21 protein-coding genes are annotated in these 19,840 nt (G+C 59.9%); 13 read left to right on the top strand and 8 right to left on the bottom strand.

All coding sequences use genetic code 11. The features are described from left to right. Positions 1–15 precede the first annotated feature (15 nt). The 7 genes from map to DU506_RS05700 all read left to right on the top strand — a co-directional run bounded on the left by map (position 16) and on the right by DU506_RS05700 (position 7,834). The gene (gene map / locus DU506_RS05670; protein WP_114485970.1) at positions 16–807 is read left to right on the top strand and encodes a type I methionyl aminopeptidase; all 792 of its coding nucleotides are present in this window, start codon (positions 16–18) and stop codon (positions 805–807) included. Further along, on the top strand, positions 807–3,482 hold the full coding sequence (locus DU506_RS05675; protein WP_114485971.1) for a [protein-PII] uridylyltransferase: 2,676 nt from the start codon (positions 807–809) through the stop codon (positions 3,480–3,482). Before map ends, DU506_RS05675 begins: the two co-directional genes overlap by 1 nt. A 95-nt stretch (positions 3,483–3,577) precedes the next feature. Continuing rightward, the gene (dapC, locus tag DU506_RS05680) at positions 3,578–4,777 is read left to right on the top strand and encodes a succinyldiaminopimelate transaminase (protein ID WP_114485972.1); all 1,200 of its coding nucleotides are present in this window, start codon (positions 3,578–3,580) and stop codon (positions 4,775–4,777) included. After that, positions 4,778–5,122, top strand: a complete 345-nt coding sequence (locus tag DU506_RS05685) for a Spx/MgsR family RNA polymerase-binding regulatory protein (protein WP_114485973.1) — start codon at positions 4,778–4,780, stop codon at positions 5,120–5,122. A 138-nt stretch (positions 5,123–5,260) separates the two neighbouring features. Next, positions 5,261–6,286, top strand: a complete 1,026-nt coding sequence (dapD, locus tag DU506_RS05690) for a 2,3,4,5-tetrahydropyridine-2,6-dicarboxylate N-succinyltransferase (protein WP_114485974.1) — start codon at positions 5,261–5,263, stop codon at positions 6,284–6,286. Continuing rightward, positions 6,273–7,448, top strand: a complete 1,176-nt coding sequence (dapE, locus tag DU506_RS05695; protein WP_114485975.1) for a succinyl-diaminopimelate desuccinylase — start codon at positions 6,273–6,275, stop codon at positions 7,446–7,448. The genes dapD and dapE overlap by 14 nt, the downstream gene beginning before the upstream one ends. Beyond that, entirely contained in the window at positions 7,445–7,834 is a 390-nt protein-coding gene (locus tag DU506_RS05700; RefSeq protein ID WP_114485976.1) for a hypothetical protein, read from the top strand. The genes dapE and DU506_RS05700 overlap by 4 nt, the downstream gene beginning before the upstream one ends. Before the next feature lie 120 nt (positions 7,835–7,954). Here the strand turns inward: DU506_RS05700 and DU506_RS22675 are convergent, their stop codons facing one another. Further along, positions 7,955–8,515 (bottom strand): cold-shock protein, encoded by a 561-nt coding sequence (locus DU506_RS22675; RefSeq protein WP_114485977.1) that lies wholly within the window; start codon positions 8,513–8,515, stop codon positions 7,955–7,957. A 112-nt stretch (positions 8,516–8,627) separates the two neighbouring features. Between DU506_RS22675 and DU506_RS05710 the strand changes: the two genes are divergently transcribed. Beyond that, entirely contained in the window at positions 8,628–8,891 is a 264-nt protein-coding gene (locus DU506_RS05710; protein WP_114485978.1) for a SlyX family protein, read from the top strand. A gap of 60 nt (positions 8,892–8,951) precedes the next feature. On the opposite strand, the gene ald is transcribed toward DU506_RS05710, so the two are convergent. From ald to radC, 6 genes are all read right to left on the bottom strand, one after another. Further along, positions 8,952–10,067, bottom strand: a complete 1,116-nt coding sequence (gene ald, locus DU506_RS05715; protein WP_114485979.1) for an alanine dehydrogenase — start codon at positions 10,065–10,067, stop codon at positions 8,952–8,954. A 192-nt stretch (positions 10,068–10,259) separates the two neighbouring features. Next, positions 10,260–11,450, bottom strand: coding sequence for a class I SAM-dependent rRNA methyltransferase (locus DU506_RS05720; protein ID WP_114486006.1), 1,191 nt, complete (start codon positions 11,448–11,450; stop codon positions 10,260–10,262). Between the two features lie 31 nt (positions 11,451–11,481). After that, positions 11,482–12,309 (bottom strand): bifunctional DNA-formamidopyrimidine glycosylase/DNA-(apurinic or apyrimidinic site) lyase, encoded by an 828-nt coding sequence (gene mutM / locus DU506_RS05725; RefSeq protein ID WP_114485980.1) that lies wholly within the window; start codon positions 12,307–12,309, stop codon positions 11,482–11,484. 131 nt (positions 12,310–12,440) lie between these two features. After that, on the bottom strand, positions 12,441–12,596 hold the full coding sequence (gene rpmG / locus DU506_RS05730; RefSeq protein ID WP_027337782.1) for a 50S ribosomal protein L33: 156 nt from the start codon (positions 12,594–12,596) through the stop codon (positions 12,441–12,443). Positions 12,597–12,641: 45 nt separating this feature from the next. Continuing rightward, a complete protein-coding gene (gene rpmB, locus DU506_RS05735) occupies positions 12,642–12,878 on the bottom strand; it encodes a 50S ribosomal protein L28 (protein WP_114485981.1) in 237 nt (78 codons plus the stop codon). 227 nt (positions 12,879–13,105) lie between these two features. Then, entirely contained in the window at positions 13,106–13,780 is a 675-nt protein-coding gene (radC, locus tag DU506_RS05740; RefSeq protein ID WP_114485982.1) for a RadC family protein, read from the bottom strand. 194 nt (positions 13,781–13,974) lie between these two features. Between radC and coaBC the strand changes: the two genes are divergently transcribed. The 5 genes from coaBC to slmA all read left to right on the top strand — a co-directional run bounded on the left by coaBC (position 13,975) and on the right by slmA (position 18,839). After that, entirely contained in the window at positions 13,975–15,210 is a 1,236-nt protein-coding gene (gene coaBC, locus DU506_RS05745) for a bifunctional phosphopantothenoylcysteine decarboxylase/phosphopantothenate--cysteine ligase CoaBC (protein WP_114485983.1), read from the top strand. Continuing rightward, on the top strand, positions 15,207–15,674 hold the full coding sequence (gene dut, locus DU506_RS05750; protein ID WP_114485984.1) for a dUTP diphosphatase: 468 nt from the start codon (positions 15,207–15,209) through the stop codon (positions 15,672–15,674). Before coaBC ends, dut begins: the two co-directional genes overlap by 4 nt. A gap of 82 nt (positions 15,675–15,756) precedes the next feature. Further along, complete coding sequence (locus DU506_RS05755) at positions 15,757–17,151, top strand: phosphomannomutase/phosphoglucomutase (protein ID WP_114485985.1); 1,395 nt, start codon at positions 15,757–15,759, stop codon at positions 17,149–17,151. A 163-nt stretch (positions 17,152–17,314) separates the two neighbouring features. Continuing rightward, positions 17,315–18,214: an acetylglutamate kinase gene (gene argB / locus DU506_RS05760; protein WP_114485986.1), complete on the top strand. Its 900-nt coding sequence runs from the start codon at positions 17,315–17,317 to the stop codon at positions 18,212–18,214. Between the two features lie 19 nt (positions 18,215–18,233). Continuing rightward, positions 18,234–18,839 (top strand): nucleoid occlusion factor SlmA, encoded by a 606-nt coding sequence (slmA, locus tag DU506_RS05765; protein WP_114485987.1) that lies wholly within the window; start codon positions 18,234–18,236, stop codon positions 18,837–18,839. A gap of 67 nt (positions 18,840–18,906) precedes the next feature. On the opposite strand, the gene rpoH is transcribed toward slmA, so the two are convergent. Next, positions 18,907–19,773 carry an RNA polymerase sigma factor RpoH gene (gene rpoH, locus DU506_RS05770; protein ID WP_114485988.1) on the bottom strand — a complete coding sequence of 289 codons (867 nt, stop codon included), beginning with the start codon at positions 19,771–19,773 and terminating at the stop codon, positions 18,907–18,909. Positions 19,774–19,840: the final 67 nt, after the last annotated feature.

Consider the following 19,840-nt stretch of genomic DNA (forward strand, 5'->3'; position numbering starts at 1 on the left):
CCACATCGAGACGCCATGAACGTTCCCATCAAGACGCCTTCAGAAATCGAGAAAATGCGCGAAGCCGGCCGCCAGGCAGCCAGCGTACTGGAAATGATCACCCCCCATGTCGAGGCAGGGGTAAGCACCGGCAAGCTCGACAAGCTGTGTTACGACTATATCGTCAATGCGCTCGGCTCAACGCCCGCACCGCTCAATTATCATGGTTTCCCCAAGTCGATCTGCACCTCGATCAACCACGTGGTCTGTCACGGCATTCCCGATGACGCCAAGAAGCTCAAGAAAGGCGATGTCATGAACATCGACATCACCGTGAAGACCGCCGACGGCTACCATGGCGATTCGAGCATGATGTTCATCGTCGGAGAAAACATTCAGGGTGAGCGCCTGTGCCGCATTACCCAGGAATGCCTTTACAAGAGCATCTCCTTGATCAAGCCGGGCGTGCGCCTCTCCGAGTTGGCCCGCGTCATCCAGGCCCATGCCGAAGCCAACGGCTATTCGGTGGTGCGTGACTTCTGCGGCCATGGCATCGGCGTCGACTTTCACGAAGAACCCCAGTTTCTGCACTATGACGGCTATGCCCCGGAAGCCGACATCGCCCTTGCCGCCGGGATGTGCTTCACCATCGAGCCGATGATCAACGTCGGCGAGTATAAAACCAAGGTATTGCGGGATGGCTGGACCGCCGTGACCAAGGATCGCAGTCTGTCCGCTCAATGGGAGCACACCCTGCTGGTTACCGAAACCGGGGTCGAAGTACTTACCGCACGAGGCGAGGAAGACCTCGGCTTTCTCGATCGCTAATGCTACTTCATCATTACCATTTCACCCCCGACACCTCGCTGTTCGATGCCCAGCGCTTTCACGACGAACTCGCCGGCAGCCGCTCGCCCATCGCACCGTTCAAGGCAGCGTTGCGTGAGATTCAGGCGCGCCTCGATGAGCGTTTTCACGCCGGCGCCGACATTCGGGATCTCGTGCATGGACGCGCCTGGTGCCTCGACCGCCTGCTGGCACTCGCCTGGGAGCAGCATAGCTGGCCGGATGACGGCATCGCCCTGCTCGCGGTGGGAGGCTACGGACGTGGCGAACTGCACCCCCATTCGGATGTGGATCTCCTGCTGTTGCTGGAACATGACGACGATACGGCCTACCGTGAACCCCTGACCGCCTTTATCACCTTTCTATGGGATATCGGCCTGGAAATCGGCCACAGCGTCCGCTCGCTCACCGATTGCGAGCGCGAGGCCGAAGCCGATGTGACAGTGATCACCAACCTGCTCGAATCGCGCCTGATAACCGGCCCCGAGCGGCTGCGTAACGCCATGCGAGAACGTTTGAGCAGCGAGCACCTCTGGCCGGCGGATCGTTTCTTTGAAGCCAAATGGCAAGAGCAGATTGCGCGTCACTACCGCTACAACAACTCCGAGTATCACCTGGAACCCAACATCAAGAGCTCTCCCGGCGGGTTGCGCGACATCCAGATGATCGGCTGGGTGGCCAAGCGCCATTTCGGCACCGAGCGCTATGAAGACATTGTCGCCAACGGCTTCATGAACGACGCCGAACTGCGCATTCTGAGCCAGGGCCAGGCCTTTCTGTGGCAGGTACGCTATGCCCTGCACATGCTCACCGGCCGCGCGGAAGACCGCCTTCTGTTCGACCACCAGCGCACCATTGCGCAGTTGTTCGGCTTTCGCGACACGCCCGAGCGCCTGGCCGTCGAACAGTTCATGAAGCGCTATTATCGTCATGTCACGGCATTGGCCGGACTCAACGACATGCTATTGCAACACTTCGATGAAGTGATATTGCGCGGCACCCAAGCGCTGTCCACGGTCAAGCTCAACGCTCGTTTTGAAACCAAGGGCGGCTACATTCAGGCCCGCAGGCGCAGCCTGTTTCGTGACCATCCCGAGGCCATGCTGGAGCTGTTCCTGCTGATGGCCAAGCACCCGGAAATCGAGGGCGTACGTGCCGACACCATTCGCTTGATCCGCGATCACCGCCATCAGATCGATGACCACTATCGCGACGAGCCACGCCATCAACGCCTGTTCATGGCGCTGTTACGCTCGGGGGGCAACGTTCCGCGGCAACTGCGGCGCATGAACCGCTATGGCATTCTCGGCAAGTACCTGCCGGAGTTCGGCCGCGCGGTGGGGCTGATGCAGCACGACCTGTTTCATATCTACACCGTGGATGCCCACACCCTGCGCCTGTTGAAATTCATTCAGGGCTTTCGCAACCTCGAGGCGCGGGAAGAGTTTCCGGTCGCCGTCGCCCTGATTCCGCAGCTTCCCCGACTGGAACTTCTGTGGATCGCCGGGCTGTTTCACGATATCGGCAAGGGGCGCGGCGGCGACCACTCCTTGATCGGCGCGGTTGACGTCGAGCACTTCTGCCTTCGCCATCACGTTTCCCAACACGACACCCGTCTGGTGCGCTGGCTGGTGGAGCATCACCTGCTGATGTCGATGACCGCCCAGAAGCGCGACATCACCGACCCGGACGTGATTCGTGATTTTGCCCGAATCGTGCGCAATGAAGTGCGGCTGGATTATCTCTACGTGCTCACCGTGGCCGATATCAATGCCACCAACCCCACGCTGTGGAACGGCTGGCGAGCCTCGCTGTTGCGTCAACTGTATACCGAAACCAAGCGCGCCTTGCGCCGTGGGCTCAACAACCCGCCCGACCGCGATGACTGGGTGCGTGAAACGCGCAACGAAGCCCGCTCACTGCTGATCAGCATCGGCGTCGACAGCACGCATATCGACCACCTCTGGGATTCATTGGGCGAAGATTACTTCCTGCAGTACGCCCCCAGTGAAATCGTCTGGCAAACGCAGGGCATTCTCGCCCATGGCGACTCTCAGCTACCCTTGATCTTGATCAGCGCGCCGACCGATGACATGGCCGAAGGCGGCACCAAGGTATTCGTTTACACGCGTTCGGTAGACGATCTTTTCGCCGCGACCGCCGCCGCCATGGAACAGCTGGGCCTGTCGATCCATGACGCCCGAATTGCCACCTCACGCAACGACTGGACGCTCAACACCTTCATTGTGCTGGATCATCAGGGACAGGCGATACGCGATCCTGGGCGCATCGAGGAAATGCGCAGCCATCTGGTGGAAGAACTCGACGACCCTGAGGACTATCCCCAGATCGTCACTCGTCATACCCCGCGCCAGCTCAAGCACTTCAAGGTACCCACGGAAGTTCTGATCGAACAGGACCCGGCCAACGACCGCACCCTGCTGGAGCTTACCGCCCCTGACCGCCCGGGGCTGCTGGCACGGGTGGGACAGATTTTCATGGAGCAGGACATCGCCCTTTCCGCCGCCAAGATCGCCACCCTGGGCGAACGGGTGGAGGACGTTTTCTTCATTACCACCAAGGCCGGAAGTCCCCTTCTCGACCTTGAACGCCAGGAGAAACTTCGCGCTCGCTTGATCGAAGTGTTGGGCGTGTAAAGGGCATCCACCCCGGTTAGGTTTGAGACCGACCCGGGGCTTGCCTATAATCGACGGCCTGTTCGCCACCCATTACTCAACCGCCGGTAAGCCCCATGAACCCAGATCTCGACGCCTTGCATCCGTATCCGTTTGAAAAGTTGGCGGCGTTGAAGGCAGGCTTGAGCCCACCGCCGGGGCTTGCGCACATTCCCCTGACCATCGGCGAGCCTCAGCACGCCCCTTTCAGCGGGGCGCTTCAGACGCTCGTCGCCTATCAGCACGAGATGGCCCGCTACCCGGCCACCGCCGGGTTGCCCGAGCTGCGCCAGGCAGTTGCCGACTGGGCCGTGCGTCGCTTTGCGCTGGCCGGCCTGGACAGCGAACGCCAGGTGCTGCCGGTCAATGGCACCCGGGAGGCGATCTTTGCCTTTATCCAAGCGGCACTCGACCGCACCCGACCGGCCAAGGTGGCCATGCCCAATCCCTTCTATCAGATATATGAAGGCGCCACCCTGCTTGCCGGCGGCGAGCCGCTCTACCTCGACTGCACCGAGAAAAACCACTTTCGCCCGGACTTCAGCGCAATTTCCGCGGATACCTGGCGCGAGGTACAGATGGTATTTCTCTGTTCGCCGGGCAACCCCACCGGGGCAGTCACGCCGCTGGAAGAGTTCAAGAAACTGATCGCGCTTGCCGACGAGTACAACTTCATCATCGCCTCGGACGAGTGCTATTCGGAGCTCTACCTGGATGAGGCGGCGCCACCCCCCGGTCTGCTTCAAGCCTGCGCCGAGCTTGGTCGCCACGAATACCAGCGTTGCCTGGTGTTTCATTCCCTGTCCAAACGCTCCAACCTGCCGGGGCTGCGTTCCGGGTTCGTCGCCGGGGATGCGGCCCTCATTGCACCATTCAAGCGTTACCGCACCTACCATGGTTGCGCCATGTCGCTGCCCTTGCAGCGTGCCTCCATCAGCGCCTGGCAGGACGAAATCCATGTGCGCGCCAACCGTGACGCTTATCGGGAAAAGTTTGCCGCCGTCACTAGCATCCTTTCGCCGGTACTGGATTTCCCCACTCCCGAGGCGGGTTTCTATCTCTGGCCCGCGGTACCTGACGGTGACGACGAAGCCTTCACCCGGCGTCTATTCGAGCGAGCGCATGTCAGCGTACTGCCGGGGTCTTACATGGGCCGGGCCGGCGTGACAGGCATCAACCCCGGCGAAGGGCGCCTGCGACTGGCACTGGTGGCCGAACTGGAACCGACGGTACAGGCCGCCCAGCGTATTCGTGATCTTCTGGAAGGAAAGCTTTAAATGCTGACGCTCTACATGATCAAGAACTGTGACACCTGCCGCAAGGCGCTAAAGGCGCTGGATAGCCGAGGCATCCCGTTCAAGACCCATGACCTGCGTGAAGACGGGCTTTCCGCGGCGTTACTCGAACATATCCTGCACCGGGTGCCTCTGGTGGAAGTACTCAACAAGCGCAGCAAAACCTGGCGCGACCTGCCGCAGGCGGACAAGGACACGCTTGACTCCAACTCCGCCCGCCAATTGATCATGCAATACCCCACGCTGCTCAAGCGCCCTTTGCTGGAAAACGGCAACGAAATTCGTGTGGGGTATCGCGAGGGCGACTACGACGATTTAAAAGGCTGAATATCGGTTTTCATCCCTCGGGATAGTCACGCTATTCACGCTACCTTTTTCTTCACTGACTATTTTTATTCACTACCCATTGCGAGTTTGAAGCCGACCTTTGAGCTCCGACCACATCTTGAACAAGGACATCACCTCATGCTGAGCTTTGCGCTTGGAATCGGCACCCAGAACACCCAGGGCGACTGGCTGGAAATTTACTACCCCACCCCCTTGCTCAACCCCGACGCCAGCCTGGTCGCCGCAGCCAGGCAGGTGCTCGATGCGCCGGAAGGCAACGCCTCCGTGAGCTTTCTGCCCGAACATTGCACCGCCCTGGCGAAGGCGCTGGAAGCCGCGGGCCACGGCGTGCAGGCCGAGCTTGCCGAAGCCCTGGCGCATAGCCAGCGCCCGCTGGTGGCCATGTTCCTGGAAAGCGACTTGCCGCCGCAGAACGCGCCGGAGGTCTACCTCAAGCTGCACCTGCTCTCGCACCGCCTGGTCAAGCCCCACGATCTTGACCTGACCGGCATGTTCGGCCTGCTGCGCAACATTGCCTGGTCCAGCGAAGGCCCGATCGATATCGAAGAGCTGCCCATGCGTCGCCTCAAGGCGCGTCTGGCCGGACGTCCGCTTTCGGTGGATTGCGTCGACAAGTTCCCCAAGATGACCGACTACGTGGTACCCACCGGCATCCGCATCGGCGATACCAGCCGGGTACGCCTGGGCGCTTACCTGGGCGAAGGCACCACGGTGATGCACGAAGGTTTCGTCAACTTCAATGCCGGCGCTGAAGGACCGGGCATGATCGAAGGTCGCATTTCGGCAGGCGTCATGGTCGGCAAAGGCTCGGATCTGGGCGGTGGTTGCTCCACCATGGGCACGCTTTCCGGCGGCGGCAACATGATCATTTCCGTGGGTGAAGGCTGTTTGATCGGCGCCAACGCCGGTATCGGCATTCCGCTGGGCGATCGCTGCACCGTGGAAGCCGGGCTTTACATTACCGCCGGTGCCAAGGTCACGCTGCTCGACGATCAGGGCCAGGAGGTCGAGACCGTCGCCGCGCGCAATCTGGCCGGGCAACCGGACCTGCTGCTGCGCCGCAACTCCCAGAACGGCCGCATCGAGTGCTTGACCAACAAGAGTGCCGTGGCGCTCAACGAGGCACTGCATGCCCATAACTGAGCCTCAAGGCCTATCACCGACACTGGCGTTGGCGTTCGACCTGATGCGCCGACCTTCGGTCACCCCTGATGACGAAGGTTGCCAGGCGCTGATGATCGAGCGCCTGGAACGGATCGGCTTTCACGTGGAACACTTGCCGTTCGGTGACGTGGATAATTTCTGGGCGGTACGCGGCCATCACGGCCCGGTGCTGGCCTTTGCCGGGCATACCGACGTGGTGCCCAGCGGGCCGCACACCAATTGGGAATTCCCCCCTTTCACGCCCTGCATCGACGACCAGGGCATGCTCTGCGGACGCGGCGCGGCGGACATGAAAGGCAGCCTGGCCGCCATGCTCACCGCCGTGGAACGCTTTGTCGCCGAACACCCGGATCATGACGGCCGGATCGCCTTTCTGATCACCTCGGATGAAGAAGGCCCGGCCATGGACGGTACCCGGGCGGTGGTCGAGCATCTGCGCGAAACCCACGAACGTCTGGACTACTGCATCGTGGGGGAACCTTCCTCCACGACGGTGCTGGGGGATGTGATCAAGAACGGGCGACGCGGCTCCTTAGGCGGCGTTCTCCACCTGACCGGGGTGCAGGGCCATGTGGCCTATCCGCACTTGGCACGCAACCCCATTCATCAGGCCATGCCGGCGCTCGACGCTCTGGTCACCGAGCACTGGGACGCGGGTAACGATTTCTTTCCCGCCACCAGCTTCCAGATCTCCAATTTCCGCTCGGGCACCGGTGCCACCAATGTAATTCCCGGTGAAGTGGAGGTGGTGTTCAACTTTCGTTTTTCCACGGAAGTGACCCATACCCAACTGCGTGAACGCACCGAGACGATCCTGGATCGCTTCGGGCTCAGCTATCACATCGACTGGACCCTCAATGGCGAGCCCTTCCTGACTGCCGAGGGCGAGCTGGTGGATGCCGTTCTCGGCGGCGTGGAAGAAGCGCTCGGCCGGCGACCAGTCCTTTCCACCAGTGGCGGCACCTCCGATGGCCGCTTCATTGCCACCCTAGGCGCTCAGGTGGTGGAAGTCGGGCCTCTCAACGCTACCATCCACAAGGTCAACGAACGAGTTCTCGCGAGCGACCTGGATGACTTGAGCCGGGTATACGAAGCGACCCTGCGCCATTTGTTTGTTCCATCAGCCAGCGTGACGCCATGATGCAACGTTATCCGGATATCGAGATCTACCTCGCCCAAGCATCCTTGCCGGCGCTGAATCGCTGGCTGGAACAGACCCTCGACGCCCCGCCGCTGAGCCCTGCGGGCAAAGGCCAGTGGAAAACGCAAGGGGTTTACCAAAGCCGGCGCATACCCGTGTTGCTGGTGGAAAAAGCCGCCGACGGTTTTGCCAGCCTGTGGTTCGATAGCGGCGAGACGCCCTGGATCACCGACCAGGACTGCGCCCAGCAGGCCGCCGAGCATCTGGTGGTGGAAGTACGCTGCTCATTGGGCGGCTGGCACCCGGGCGACGATCCGGACCGTTTCTGGCAGGTATTGCCAGATGGCCGGGAAGGACCGATCGAGTGGCCCGACTCGGGCCGTTAAGCCAAAAGCAAACGGCCCCGCTAAGCGGGGCCGTTTGCAACTGCTTCCATCAACAATCAATTCCATCAAGATGGCACTTCAAAGACGGTACTTCTGGGTGGGACTGTCAGTAAAAAAAATTCACTCAATGATACTGACATCGTCCGCCTGAAGGCCGCGTTCATTATGAATCACCTGATAACGCACAATCTGACCTTCCGTCAGCATCCGGTTTCCGCGTCCACGAATCGCACGAAAATGCACAAACACATCATCGCCATTATCCCGCGTGATGAAACCGTAGCCCTTGTTGGTATTGAACCATTTGACTTCTCCTTCCTCTCGGCCATCGTTGTAATCGATGATATCAACTTCATCATCGTCCTCTTCATCAGCCAGTGTTTCTTGCCGTTGCTGGGCGGGTTCCGGAGCGTCCGCTTGCCCCACTCTTCTCTGGGTAGGCAAGGCCGCAGGCACCACTGCCAAGGCGGCGCCAGCCAGGGTGCCCACAAGCAAAACAATGAAACTACCTAAAACTACGGCAAAATAGATATTCGCCACGCCACTGAGCAGAATGTCGGCAAATATTTGCTTGGTAAGCAACGGGTCGGCCAAGTGGGCAAATCCGGCAAGCAGTAGCGGTACCGGAGCGGCGAGAAGCAGGCTGATTAATATGCAGCGAAACACAACTTTTGGATTCATGATTAATAAAAGCTCTCTTGTTGTAGCAATAACAGACAATGGACAATACCCAGTCTATCAGACCCTCGCCCAACAGAACCGGGCATAATATACACAAGGTTGCGATGTTATCATGAGCCAACATTTCTCGCCCGCCGAGCTTGACAACCGTCTCGAAGCACTAGAAAGCCGTATCGCCTACCAGGAACATTGGCTGGACACCCTCGATCAAGCCACCGCTCAACAAGAGAGGCGCCTGGCACGCTTGGAACAGCTTAGCAGGATGATGAGCGAGCGCCTGCGCGAGCAGCATCAGGCCTTGCAAGACACGGATACGACGGCGGCACCCCATCCCGAGGGATTCAATCCGCAGGATGAGGTGCCGCCACACTATTGAGCCTTAAATACGTGAGTCGTAAATAACGTGAGCCGCCAATAACGGTTCGAAGATTTGTGCTTAGCCGACCAGCGAGACTGGATCGGTGTATTCCAGGCCGAAGGCGTCGGCGACCGCCTGATAAGTCACTCGACCATCATGCACGTTCAGCCCTGGCAGGAAATGCGCATCATCGGCCAGGGCCTTCTGCCAGCCCTTGTCGGCCAGGGCGATCACGAAGGGTAGCGTGGCATTGGTCAACCCCAGGGTGGAGGTGCGCGCCACCGCCCCCGGCATATTGGCGACGCAGTAATGCACGATACCATCGACGATATAGGTGGGTTCGGCGTGCGTGGTGGGCTTGCTGGTTTCAAAACAGCCGCCCTGGTCGATCGCCACATCCACCAATACGCTGCCGGGCTGCATGTCAGCGAGCATTTTTCGCGTGATCAGCTTGGGCGCAGCGGCACCGGGAATCAGTACGGCCCCGACGATCATATCCGAGTCGCGCACCGCATCATCCAGCGCATCGGCAGTCGAATAGACGGTCTTGATGCGTCCTTGATAGCGGTCATCCAGCACTTCCAGGCGTGCAATCGATTTATCCAGAATGGTGACGTCCGCCCCCAGCCCCAGCGCCATGCGTGCCGCATTTTCCCCGACCACACCGCCACCGATCACGGTCACCTTGCCCGGCGAGACGCCCGGCACCCCGGGTAACAATACGCCGGCACCGCCTTGCGCCTTTTCCAGGCTATGCGCCCCCGCCTGCACGGCCATGCGCCCGGCCACGGTACTCATCGGCGCCAGCAGCGGTAAACCACCGCGGGAATCGGTGACGGTTTCATAGGCGATGCAGGTAGCGCCGCTCTCCAGAAGCCCAAGGGTCAGTTTTTCTTCCGCGGCCAAGTGCAGGTAAGTGAAAAGCGTCTGCCCGGAACTCAATCGCGCCACTTCTTCCGCCTGCGGCTCCTTGACCTTGAGTATCAGCTCGGCACCTTGCCACAAGGCTTTCACGTCCGCTTCGACATGCGCGCCGGCAGCCTGATAGTCGGCATCGGTGAAGCCCGCACCTTCACCGGCGGCGGCCTGAACACTTACCTGATGACCACGTCCGGTCAGCTCACGAACACCGGTGGGCGTCAGGGCGACGCGATATTCATGGTTCTTGATTTCCTTGGGCACGGCGACTTTCATGAAGACTCTCCTGATGCATGCAATGCTGTTGGGGGTGACATTTCGCCCCTATTACAGCATAGCTCGTCCGCTCACCCATCCCCCTGAGAGTAAAACAAGAAAAACGCCGTTTAAGGCGCTTTTCAGAAGAAAAATCTACTGAAATGGGGAAAGACACAATAAAAACCTAGCGTCATTCCACATTCAAGTAACTCAGTCGCGGAATATCCGTACGCCCAATGCCTTGAGGTAGGACGTTTCCGGGATGGCGGGATGTACCGGGTGGTCCGGTCCCTGATGCCCCTGGAAGATCACCTGGCCATGGCGGTCCTGATGGCGCACGGCGCCACGCACCACCTCCATCAGACGCTCCGGGGCCAGGTGCATGGAGCATGAGGCGCTGACCAGCAACCCATCGCGTCCCAGCAGGCGAATGGCTTCACGGTTAAGGCGTGAATAAGCACGCTCACCGTTGGGAATGTCCTTGCGCTTGCGGATGAAGGCCGGCGGATCCAGGATCACCACGTCGAATTCCTCACCGTCGGCCTTGAGCGCCGCCAGCACCTCGAAGGCATCGCCTTCGCTGACCGACACCTGCTCGCTTACCTCGTTGAGCGCAGCATTATAAGCCACCTGTTCCAGGGCACTGCTCGAGGCATCGACGCATAGCACTTCAGAGGCGCCGTTGACGGCTGCCTGAACGCCCCAGCCACCCACGTAACTGAACACATCCAGCACGCGCTTGCCGGCTACCAGGCTGTTGAGCCAGGCACGGTTGGCACGGTGGTCATAGAACCAGCCGGTTTTCTGACCGCCCAGAATCGGGATGGCAAAACGCACCCCATTTTCCACCAGCAACACTTCATCCGGAAGGGTGCCCTTGACCACTTCGACCTTGGCCTCCAGCCCTTCCTGACGGCGACCCCCGGTATCGTTGCGGAACACGATCACCTCGGGGCTAAGGACTTTTTCCAGCGCATCGACGATTTCGTCAGCCAGAGCCTGCATGCCGGCGGTATTCAGCTGCACGACCACCACATCGCCGAAACGGTCGATGATCAAGCCCGGGAGTAAATCGCCTTCGCCGTGAATCAAGCGATAGAACGGCTCAGCGAACAACCGCTGACGCAACCCCAACGCCTGGTTGAATCGATGCACGAAAAGCGAGCGGTCCAGACGCATGGCCGGGTCGCGAGACATCAGGCGTGCGCTGATCAGGGAGTGAGGGTTGACGTAAGCGACCCCCATCGGCCTGCCGTTGGACGCTTCGACCAGCGCCGGCTCACCGGCGGCAAAGTTTTTCAGCGGAGTTTCCTGGATATCCACTTCATTGGAGTAGATCCACAGATGACCGGCCTTGAGGCGGCGGTCGGCGTTCTTGTTCAGGCGCAAGCGTTGGGTCACAACAGTCTCCACAATCAATTGGGCCGACAGATCAATGCTGGCAGCCGGGGCAAAACACACTGGCACGTTGGCCTAGCGTCACCCTGATAAGTTCATGTTCACAGCGGGGGCATGGCTGGCCATGGCGACCATAGACATTCAGCCGCTGAGCGAAATAGCCCGGCTCACCCCGTCCACTGACAAAATCACGCAAGGTGGTGCCGCCCTGAGTGATCGCCGCAGCCAAAACCTCGCGAGCGGCGTCGGCGAGCCGTTCATAGCGTTCTTGCGAAATCTGCCCGGCGGCTCGGCGGGGGTCGATACCCGCCATGAACAATGCCTCGGAGGCATAGATATTCCCCACCCCGACCACCACCCGATTATCCATCAGGAAGGGCTTCACCGCTATTCGACGGCCGCGCGACATCTCGTACAACCGCTTGCCGCCGAAGGCCTCGGAAAGCGGTTCGGGTCCGAGGTGAACCAAGCGCTTGTCGCTCTGCTCGTCGCCCTGCAGCCAATCGACGAAACCAAACCGGCGCGGGTCGTGATAGCGCAGCATCCAGCCATTATCCAGCACCAGATCCACATGATCGTGCTTGCGTGGAAGCTCTCCCACCCGGGAAATACGCAAGCTACCGGACATTCCCAGGTGCCACAGCAAGGTGGCGCTTTCTTCAGGCGAATCCAGGGGCATCAGCAGGTATTTGGCCCGGCGGGAAAGTAGCTCGATGCGTGCACCGATCAGGCGCTCGGCAAGGTCCGAAGGCACCGGCACGCGCAAGCGTGACTGACGCACCCGAACCTCGGTAATCTCGGCACCTTCCAGGTAAGGTGCAATACCGCGACGCGTGGTTTCGACTTCGGGCAGCTCAGGCATGATAGCGGCCTATAATGACAGTTTCTGCATACAGCGATTTTACATACAGCGAACATGCAAGAACCCGGCGGCTAGCCGGGTTCTTCAACAGGCACTCGCCTGCGGTGAAAGCGCAATCAACAAGCAAATGCTTACTTGATTTTAGCTTCCTTGTACATGACATGCTTGCGCACTACCGGGTCGTATTTCTTGAATTCGAACTTATCCGGCGTGTTGCGCTTGTTCTTGTCAGTGGTGTAGAAGTGACCGGTACCGGCACTGGACACCAGCTTGATCTTGTCGCGCATCGTTTTAATCTCCCAAAAACGTCTGCTTGCAGCCGTAGCTCAAGCTTAAATGGTTTCGCCGCGCTTGCGGATATCAGCCAGAACCGTGTCGATACCCTTCTTGTCAATGATACGCATGCCCTTGCTGGAGACGCGCAACTTGACGAAGCGATTTTCGGCTTCCACCCAGAAACGGTGGCTGTGCAGGTTAGGCAAGAAGCGACGACGCGTCTTACGCTGGGAGTGAGAAACGTTATTTCCAGTCACCGGACGTTTGCCGGTAACCTGACATACTTTGGACATGAGAGCCTCCAACCGCTTGGCGAGTAGTTCAAAACCTGTCGGGCAAACCGGAAAAGGGCGCGCCGGATAACCTCGTGACATCCGTTACCGCGTGACTCAGCCCTGTCCGTGATTCGACCCAAGTTCAAAGGGGGAACTTTATACCAGAGAGACTCCCGCCGGGCAAGCAAAGCCGACAAATACCCCTGAAAAAGCCCCGAAACAGCTTTATATTCACATCCAATTCTTTAGACCCAGCCACGCTCGGCGAACGAGACCACCTCGCCGTCATCGACCACGAAGTGATCCAGCACTCGCACCTCGAACAACGCCAAGGCCTCCTTGAGCCTCTCGGTGATGCGCCGGTCGGCATCGCTCGGCTCGGCGACGCCGGAGGGATGATTATGCGCTAGGATGACCGCCGCCGCACCGAGTTCCAGCGCACGCTTGGCGACCTCCCTCGGGTACACCGAGGCGCTGTCCAGGGTGCCGCGAAACAGCGTTTCGTAACGGATAATGCGATGCTGCGTATCCAGAAACAGTACGGCAAATTCTTCATGGCCGAGGTGGCGCATCTGTGAGCTCAGGTAGTGCTTGACCAGCGCCGGCGACATCAGTGCATTGCCCCGCGCCAACTGGCTGGCCAGGTGACGCCGGGAAAGTTCGAGTGTCGCCTGCAGCTGGGCATATTTGGCATTGCCCAGGCCGTGCGCTTCACAAAAACGCACTTGATCGGCCTCGAGCAATTGGCGCAGACCGCCAAAGGCACTCAGCAAGTCACGCGCCAGATCCACCGCCGAGCGCCCCTGCACCCCCACCCGGAGAAAGATTGCCAGAAGCTCGGCATCGGATAATGCCTGAGCCCCCAGATTGAGCAGCTTTTCCCGGGGCCGCTCACCTTCCGGCCAATGATTGATCCCCATTTTTCCGCCTCCCTGCCTGATTGTCCCTGGCTTGTCGGGCGGGTCTCGAGACACCGCCCTCATTATTTTTAGTCTTGCCAGTATACTCAGTTGTTTTAGCGAGATAACACTCCGGATAGGCCGCGCACCGCCTACGCAAGGCATGGCTGTGGTGGTATGGTAAAGCCCCTCAATCAACGATGCGGGAACCCCACATGCCACCCTTTGCTGGAAAGCGCATCCTGCTCGGCGTGAGTGCCGGCATTGCCGCTTACAAAAGTGCGCTGATTATTCGTCTGCTCAAGCAAGCGGGCATGGAGGTGCGCGTGGTCATGACCGACGGCGCCCAGGCGTTCATCACCCCCTTGACGCTACAAGCCCTCTCCGGCGAGCCGGTACGCACCTCACTGCTCGACCCCGGCGCCGAGGCCGGCATGGGCCATATCGAGCTCGCCCGCTGGGCCGATTTGATCCTGATCGCCCCGGGCACCGCCGACTTGATGGCGCGCCTGGCCCACGGCATGGCGGATGACCTGCTCACCACCCTGTGCCTGGCCAGCGAGGCCCCAAGGCTGATGGCCCCGGCAATGAACCAGGTCATGTGGCGCCACCCGGCGACCCAGCGCAACCTTGAACAGCTTTCCCGCGATGGCTGGCAATGGGTCGGCCCCGATGCGGGCGACCAGGCCTGCGGCGATATCGGCCCCGGGCGCATGAGCGAGCCGGAAGCCGTGGCCGAAGCCGTGTTCAAGGTTTTCCGTCCTGCCCAAACGAGTCGTTCGTGTCACATCGTGATCACCGCCGGCCCCACCCGTGAACCCCTGGACCCGGTACGTTATTTATCCAATCACAGTTCCGGGAAGATGGGCTATGCCCTGGCTCACGCAGCTGCCAGAACCGGTGCACGGGTCAGCCTGATCAGCGGACCGGTCAACCTGCCCACCCCCGCCGGGGTGGAGCGCTTCGACGTGGACAGCGCCGCTCAAATGCATTCCGCCGCCCATCGGCTCGCTCAGGGCGCGGATATCTTCATCGGCTGCGCCGCGGTGGTGGATTTTCGCGCTGAAGCACCCGCCGAGCACAAGATAAAAAAGCACCAGAACGAAGACAGCTTGACGCTCATCCTGGTGAAAAACCCTGACATCATCGCGGATATCGCCGCCCTGCCCAGCGCTTCTCGCCCCTTGGTGATCGGCTTTGCCGCGGAGACCCGAGACGTTGAACACTATGCGCGCGACAAGCTGGCTCGCAAGGGGCTGGACATGATCGTGGCCAACGACATTTCCCAGGCAGGTGGCGTCTTCGGCAGCGACGACAACGCCGCCTGGCTGCTGTGGAAAACACCTGATGGCCAAGCCAGCGAATCGCTGCCATCGCAACCCAAGGCACGCCTAGCCAGTGATATTATCCAGCGCGCCCTGGATCTGCTAGCTTTTGGAGAGACCCCATGACCGCCTCGGCTTCAGCGCCACGCCTGCAACTCAAACTGCTCGATGAACGCATGCGTGAGCATCTGCCGCATTACGCGACCCAAGGCTCGGCAGGCATGGACCTTCGCGCCCTGCTCGACGCCCCGCTGACGCTTGCTCCGGGGCAGTGCGAGCTGGTTCGCACGGGCCTGGCCATTCACATTGCCGACCCCTCGCTTGCCGGCATGATCCTGCCGCGCTCCGGCCTGGGGCATAAACACGGCATCGTGCTGGGCAACCTGGTGGGGTTGATCGACTCCGACTACCAGGGTGAGCTGATGATTTCAGTGTGGAACCGAGGCACGCAAGCCTTCACGCTGGAACCTTTCGAACGGTTGGCGCAATACGTGCTTGTGCCCGTGGTGCAAGCCGAGCTTGAACTGGTGGATACGTTCACCGACAGCCTTCGCGGCAGCGGCGGCTTCGGTAGCACCGGCTCTCACTGAGGTCTTTTCCAAGAGCTTTATCGAGAGCTTTACCAAGAGCTTTGCTCAGCCATTTTCACTGACATATTCTGCAGGGACGATCATGAACTCCAACTTCGAAAACCCGGTACCCGCTTCCATTTTTCGCGCCTACGATATTCGCGGCATCGTCGACGACACCCTGACCGAAGCCAATGTCGAACTGATCGGTCGCGCCATCGGCAGTGAAGCCGCCGCTCGCGGTGAATCCACCGTGGTCGTCGCCCGTGACGGCCGGCTTTCCGGGCCGCGTCTCCAGGCCGCCTTGATGCGCGGGCTCAACGCCGCCGGGCGTGATGTGGTGGACGTGGGCATGGTACCCACCCCGGTGCTGTACTTCGCCACCCATGTTCTCGAAGGCACCACCTCCGGCGTCATGGTCACCGGCAGCCACAACCCGCCGGACTACAATGGTTTCAAGATCGTGTTGAAGGGAGAAACGCTTTCCGGCGAAGCGATTACCGCCCTCCACCAGCGCCTGCAGGACAACCAGCTCGAAAGCGGCCAGGGCAGCATACGCCAGGAAGACCTGCGTTCAGCCTATCTCGAGCGCATCCTGGGTGATGTGACGGTCTCGCGCCCGCTCAAGGCCGTGGTGGATTGCGGCAACGGCGTTGCCGGTGAACTCGGCCCGCAGTTGATCGAAAAACTCGGTGTGGAGACTGTTCCCTTGTTCGCCGAGATCGACGGCAACTTTCCCAATCACCATCCCGACCCCGGCAAGCCGGAAAACCTCCAGGATCTGATCAAAAGCGTGGCCGACACCAAGGCCGACATCGGCCTGGCGTTCGACGGCGACGGCGACCGCCTGGGGGTGATCACTCCCAAGGGACGGTTAATCTACCCGGATCATCTGCTGATGGTATTCGCCGCCGATATGCTCGAGCGCAACCCGGGCGCCAAGGTAATTTTCGACGTCAAATGCACCGGCAACCTGACCCGCGTGATCAGCGATGCCGGGGGCGAGCCGGAAATGTGGCGTACCGGACATTCCCTGATCAAGGCCCGCATGAAGGAAACCGGCGCGCTACTGGCCGGTGAAATGAGCGGCCATATCTTCTTCAAGGAGCGCTGGTACGGCTTCGATGACGGCCTCTATGCGGCCGTGCGGCTACTGGAAATTCTCGCCAAGCAGAACGTCGATGCCGACACCTTCTTCGACAGTTTCCCTCAGGACGTGGGCACCCCGGAAATCAACATCGAGGTCACCGACGAGAACAAATTCGACATCGTCGCTCGACTTGCTCGCGAAGGCGACTTCGGCCAAGGTATCAAAACCACCCTGGACGGTATTCGTGTGGATTACCCGGATGGCTGGGGCCTGTGCCGCGCCTCCAACACCACGCCCATGCTGGTGCTGCGCTTTGAAGGCAAGGACGATGCCGCCCTGGCACGTATCCGCGAGCGATTCGCCCAGGCACTCAAGCAGGTAGCACCGGAACTGGAAATACCTCTCTGAGCGAAAGCCATTCCGAGTGAAAGCCATGCGCCCACACCTCAAGGTGGGCGCAGTTTTCAGATAATGTCTCGTCATCAATAGAGCAACTCTCGACAAGATGGAAAGGCGTCACACACGATAAAACACCTCAAAAAAACCAAAAAACTGTAGCAAGGGAAACCCGATGAACCCAACCAGCCGCGACCCTCGTGTCGTTGTGGAGGTGCTTTCCGAAGCCCTTCCCTACATCCAGCAGTTCTCCGGCAAGACCGTCGTGGTCAAGTACGGCGGCAATGCCATGACCGAAGATACTCTGATCGACTCCTTCGCCCGCAACATCGTGCTGATGAAGGAAGTCGGCATCAATCCGGTGGTGGTACACGGCGGCGGCCCTCAGATCGGGGAGTTGCTGAAGAAACTCAATATCGAGTCGCGCTTCGTCAACGGCATGCGCGTCACCGACGCCGAAACCATGGACGTGGTGGAGATGGTGCTCGGCGGATTGGTCAACAAGAGCATCGTCAACCTGATCAACCAGAGTGGCGGCAAGGCCATCGGCTTGACCGGCAAGGACGGCGCCCAGATCCGTGCCCGTCAGCTCCAGGTGGAACACCAGAGCCCCGAGATGACTGCTCCCGAGATCATTGACATCGGCCATGTCGGCGAGGTCGAACACATTTCCACCGAGCTGATCGAAATGCTCGCCGCGCGGGATTTCATTCCGGTGATCGCACCCATAGGGGTGGACGAGAAAGGCCGCAGCTACAACATCAATGCTGATCTGGTCGCCGGAAAGGTGGCCGAAGCGCTGGGCGCGGAAAAGCTCATGCTGTTGACCAACGTTGCCGGCCTGATGAACGCTGAAGGTGAGGTATTGACCGGGCTTTCCACCGCTCAGGTGGATGATCTGATCGCTGACGGCACCATCCACGGCGGCATGCTGCCCAAGATTCGCTGCGCCCTCGATGCGGTCAAGGGCGGGGTCAAGAGTGCGCATATCATCGACGGGCGTGTGGCTCATGCCGTCTTGCTGGAGATCTTCACCAATGCCGGGGTCGGCACCTTGATCACCGACGCCGACTAACCGCGAGCGAGGCTGTGCCATGACTGAACAACCCAAACCCCGCCGCCGTGAACAGATTCTCCAGGCACTGGCATTGATGCTGGAAGAAGACAGTGGCAAACGTATCACGACCGCCGCCCTGGCCCGTCAGGTCGGCGTTTCCGAGGCAGCGCTGTACCGTCACTTTCCCAGCAAGGCGCGAATGTTCGAGGGCTTGATCGATTTTATCGAAGAGAGTCTGTTTGCTCGAATCACACGCATTCTGGAAGAGATCCCCGATGCCACGTCACGCTGCGGCCACATTCTGCGCTTATTGCTGAGCTTTTCCGAGAAGAACCCGGGGCTTTCCCGCCTGCTGGGCGGTGACGTCCTCACCGGTGAAACGGCACGCCTGCGCCTGCGCATCCACAAGCTGTTCGAGCGCCTGGAAACTCAACTCAAGCAGGTGTTACGCGAAGCCGAATTGCGCGAAGGACTGCGCCCGGCACTTTCGGCAGCCGCCACGGCCAATCTGTTGCTGGCTCAAGCTGAAGGGCAGATTTCGCAGTACGTGCGAAGTGATTTCAAGCGTTCTCCCACTGAGCATTGGGAAGATCAGTGGGCGTTTCTTGCCGACCAATTGTTTTACGCTGTCGAAGCCGCGTAAGCCGTCAACGAAAAACACGCTTCTTCGGTCTTGGCCGGGGAAGCGTGTTTTTTTCAACCTATAGCCGTTACGCCGCCAGGGTATCGCCCATCTTTTGACGAATCTTTTTCATCGCATTCTTTTCCAGCTGACGAATCCGCTCGGCGCTGACCCCGTAGATATCCGCCAGGTCATGCAACGTCGCCTTGTCTTCGCTCAACCAGCGGCGCTGGAGAATATCCTGCGAACGCTCGTCCAGGGTTTCCAGCGCCAGCTGCAAGCGGCGCGTGGCATCACCGGAAAAGTCGCTGTCTTCAACCTTGGTGGCCGGGTCCGAGTCGGCATCATCCAGGTAATGCGCCGGCGACTGATAAACGCTGTCTTCATCGTCGCTGGGTGAGGCATCGAAACCGGCGTCATAGGCCGAGAGCCGCCCTTCCATGTCGCGCACCACTTCCGGCTTGACGTCGAGATCCTTGGCGATGGCCTCGACTTCACTGTTGTTCAGCCACGCCAGGCGTTTTTTCGCGCCCCGCAGATTGAAGAACAGTTTACGCTGAGCCTTGGTGGTGGCGATCTTGACGATACGCCAGTTACGCAGCACGAACTCATGGATTTCCGCCTTGATCCAATGCACCGCAAAGGACACCAGCCGGACGCCCTGGTTGGGATCGAAACGCTTGACGGCCTTCATCAAGCCCAAATTGCCTTCCTGGATCAGGTCTGCCTGGGGCAGGCCATAGCCGGAATAGCTGCGTGCGACATGCACCACAAACCGCAGGTGCGAGAGCACCAGACGTCGCGCCGCCTCCAGATCGCTTTCATCATACAAGCGAAAGGCCAGCTCGCGTTCTTCATCAGCGCTAAGCACCGGTATTCCGTGCACGGCCTGGATGTAACCGCCCAAGTCATGCCCCGGAGAAATCTGGCCTATCGGTAGAAGACTTTTACTCATGTGACGTTTTGTCTCCCTATAAACCTGTTCCATAACATATTTGACCTCGAACTAGACGTCGTGATCA

The sequence above is a fragment of the Vreelandella rituensis genome (assembly GCF_003336665.1).
GTDB lineage: Bacteria > Pseudomonadota > Gammaproteobacteria > Pseudomonadales > Halomonadaceae > Vreelandella > Vreelandella rituensis.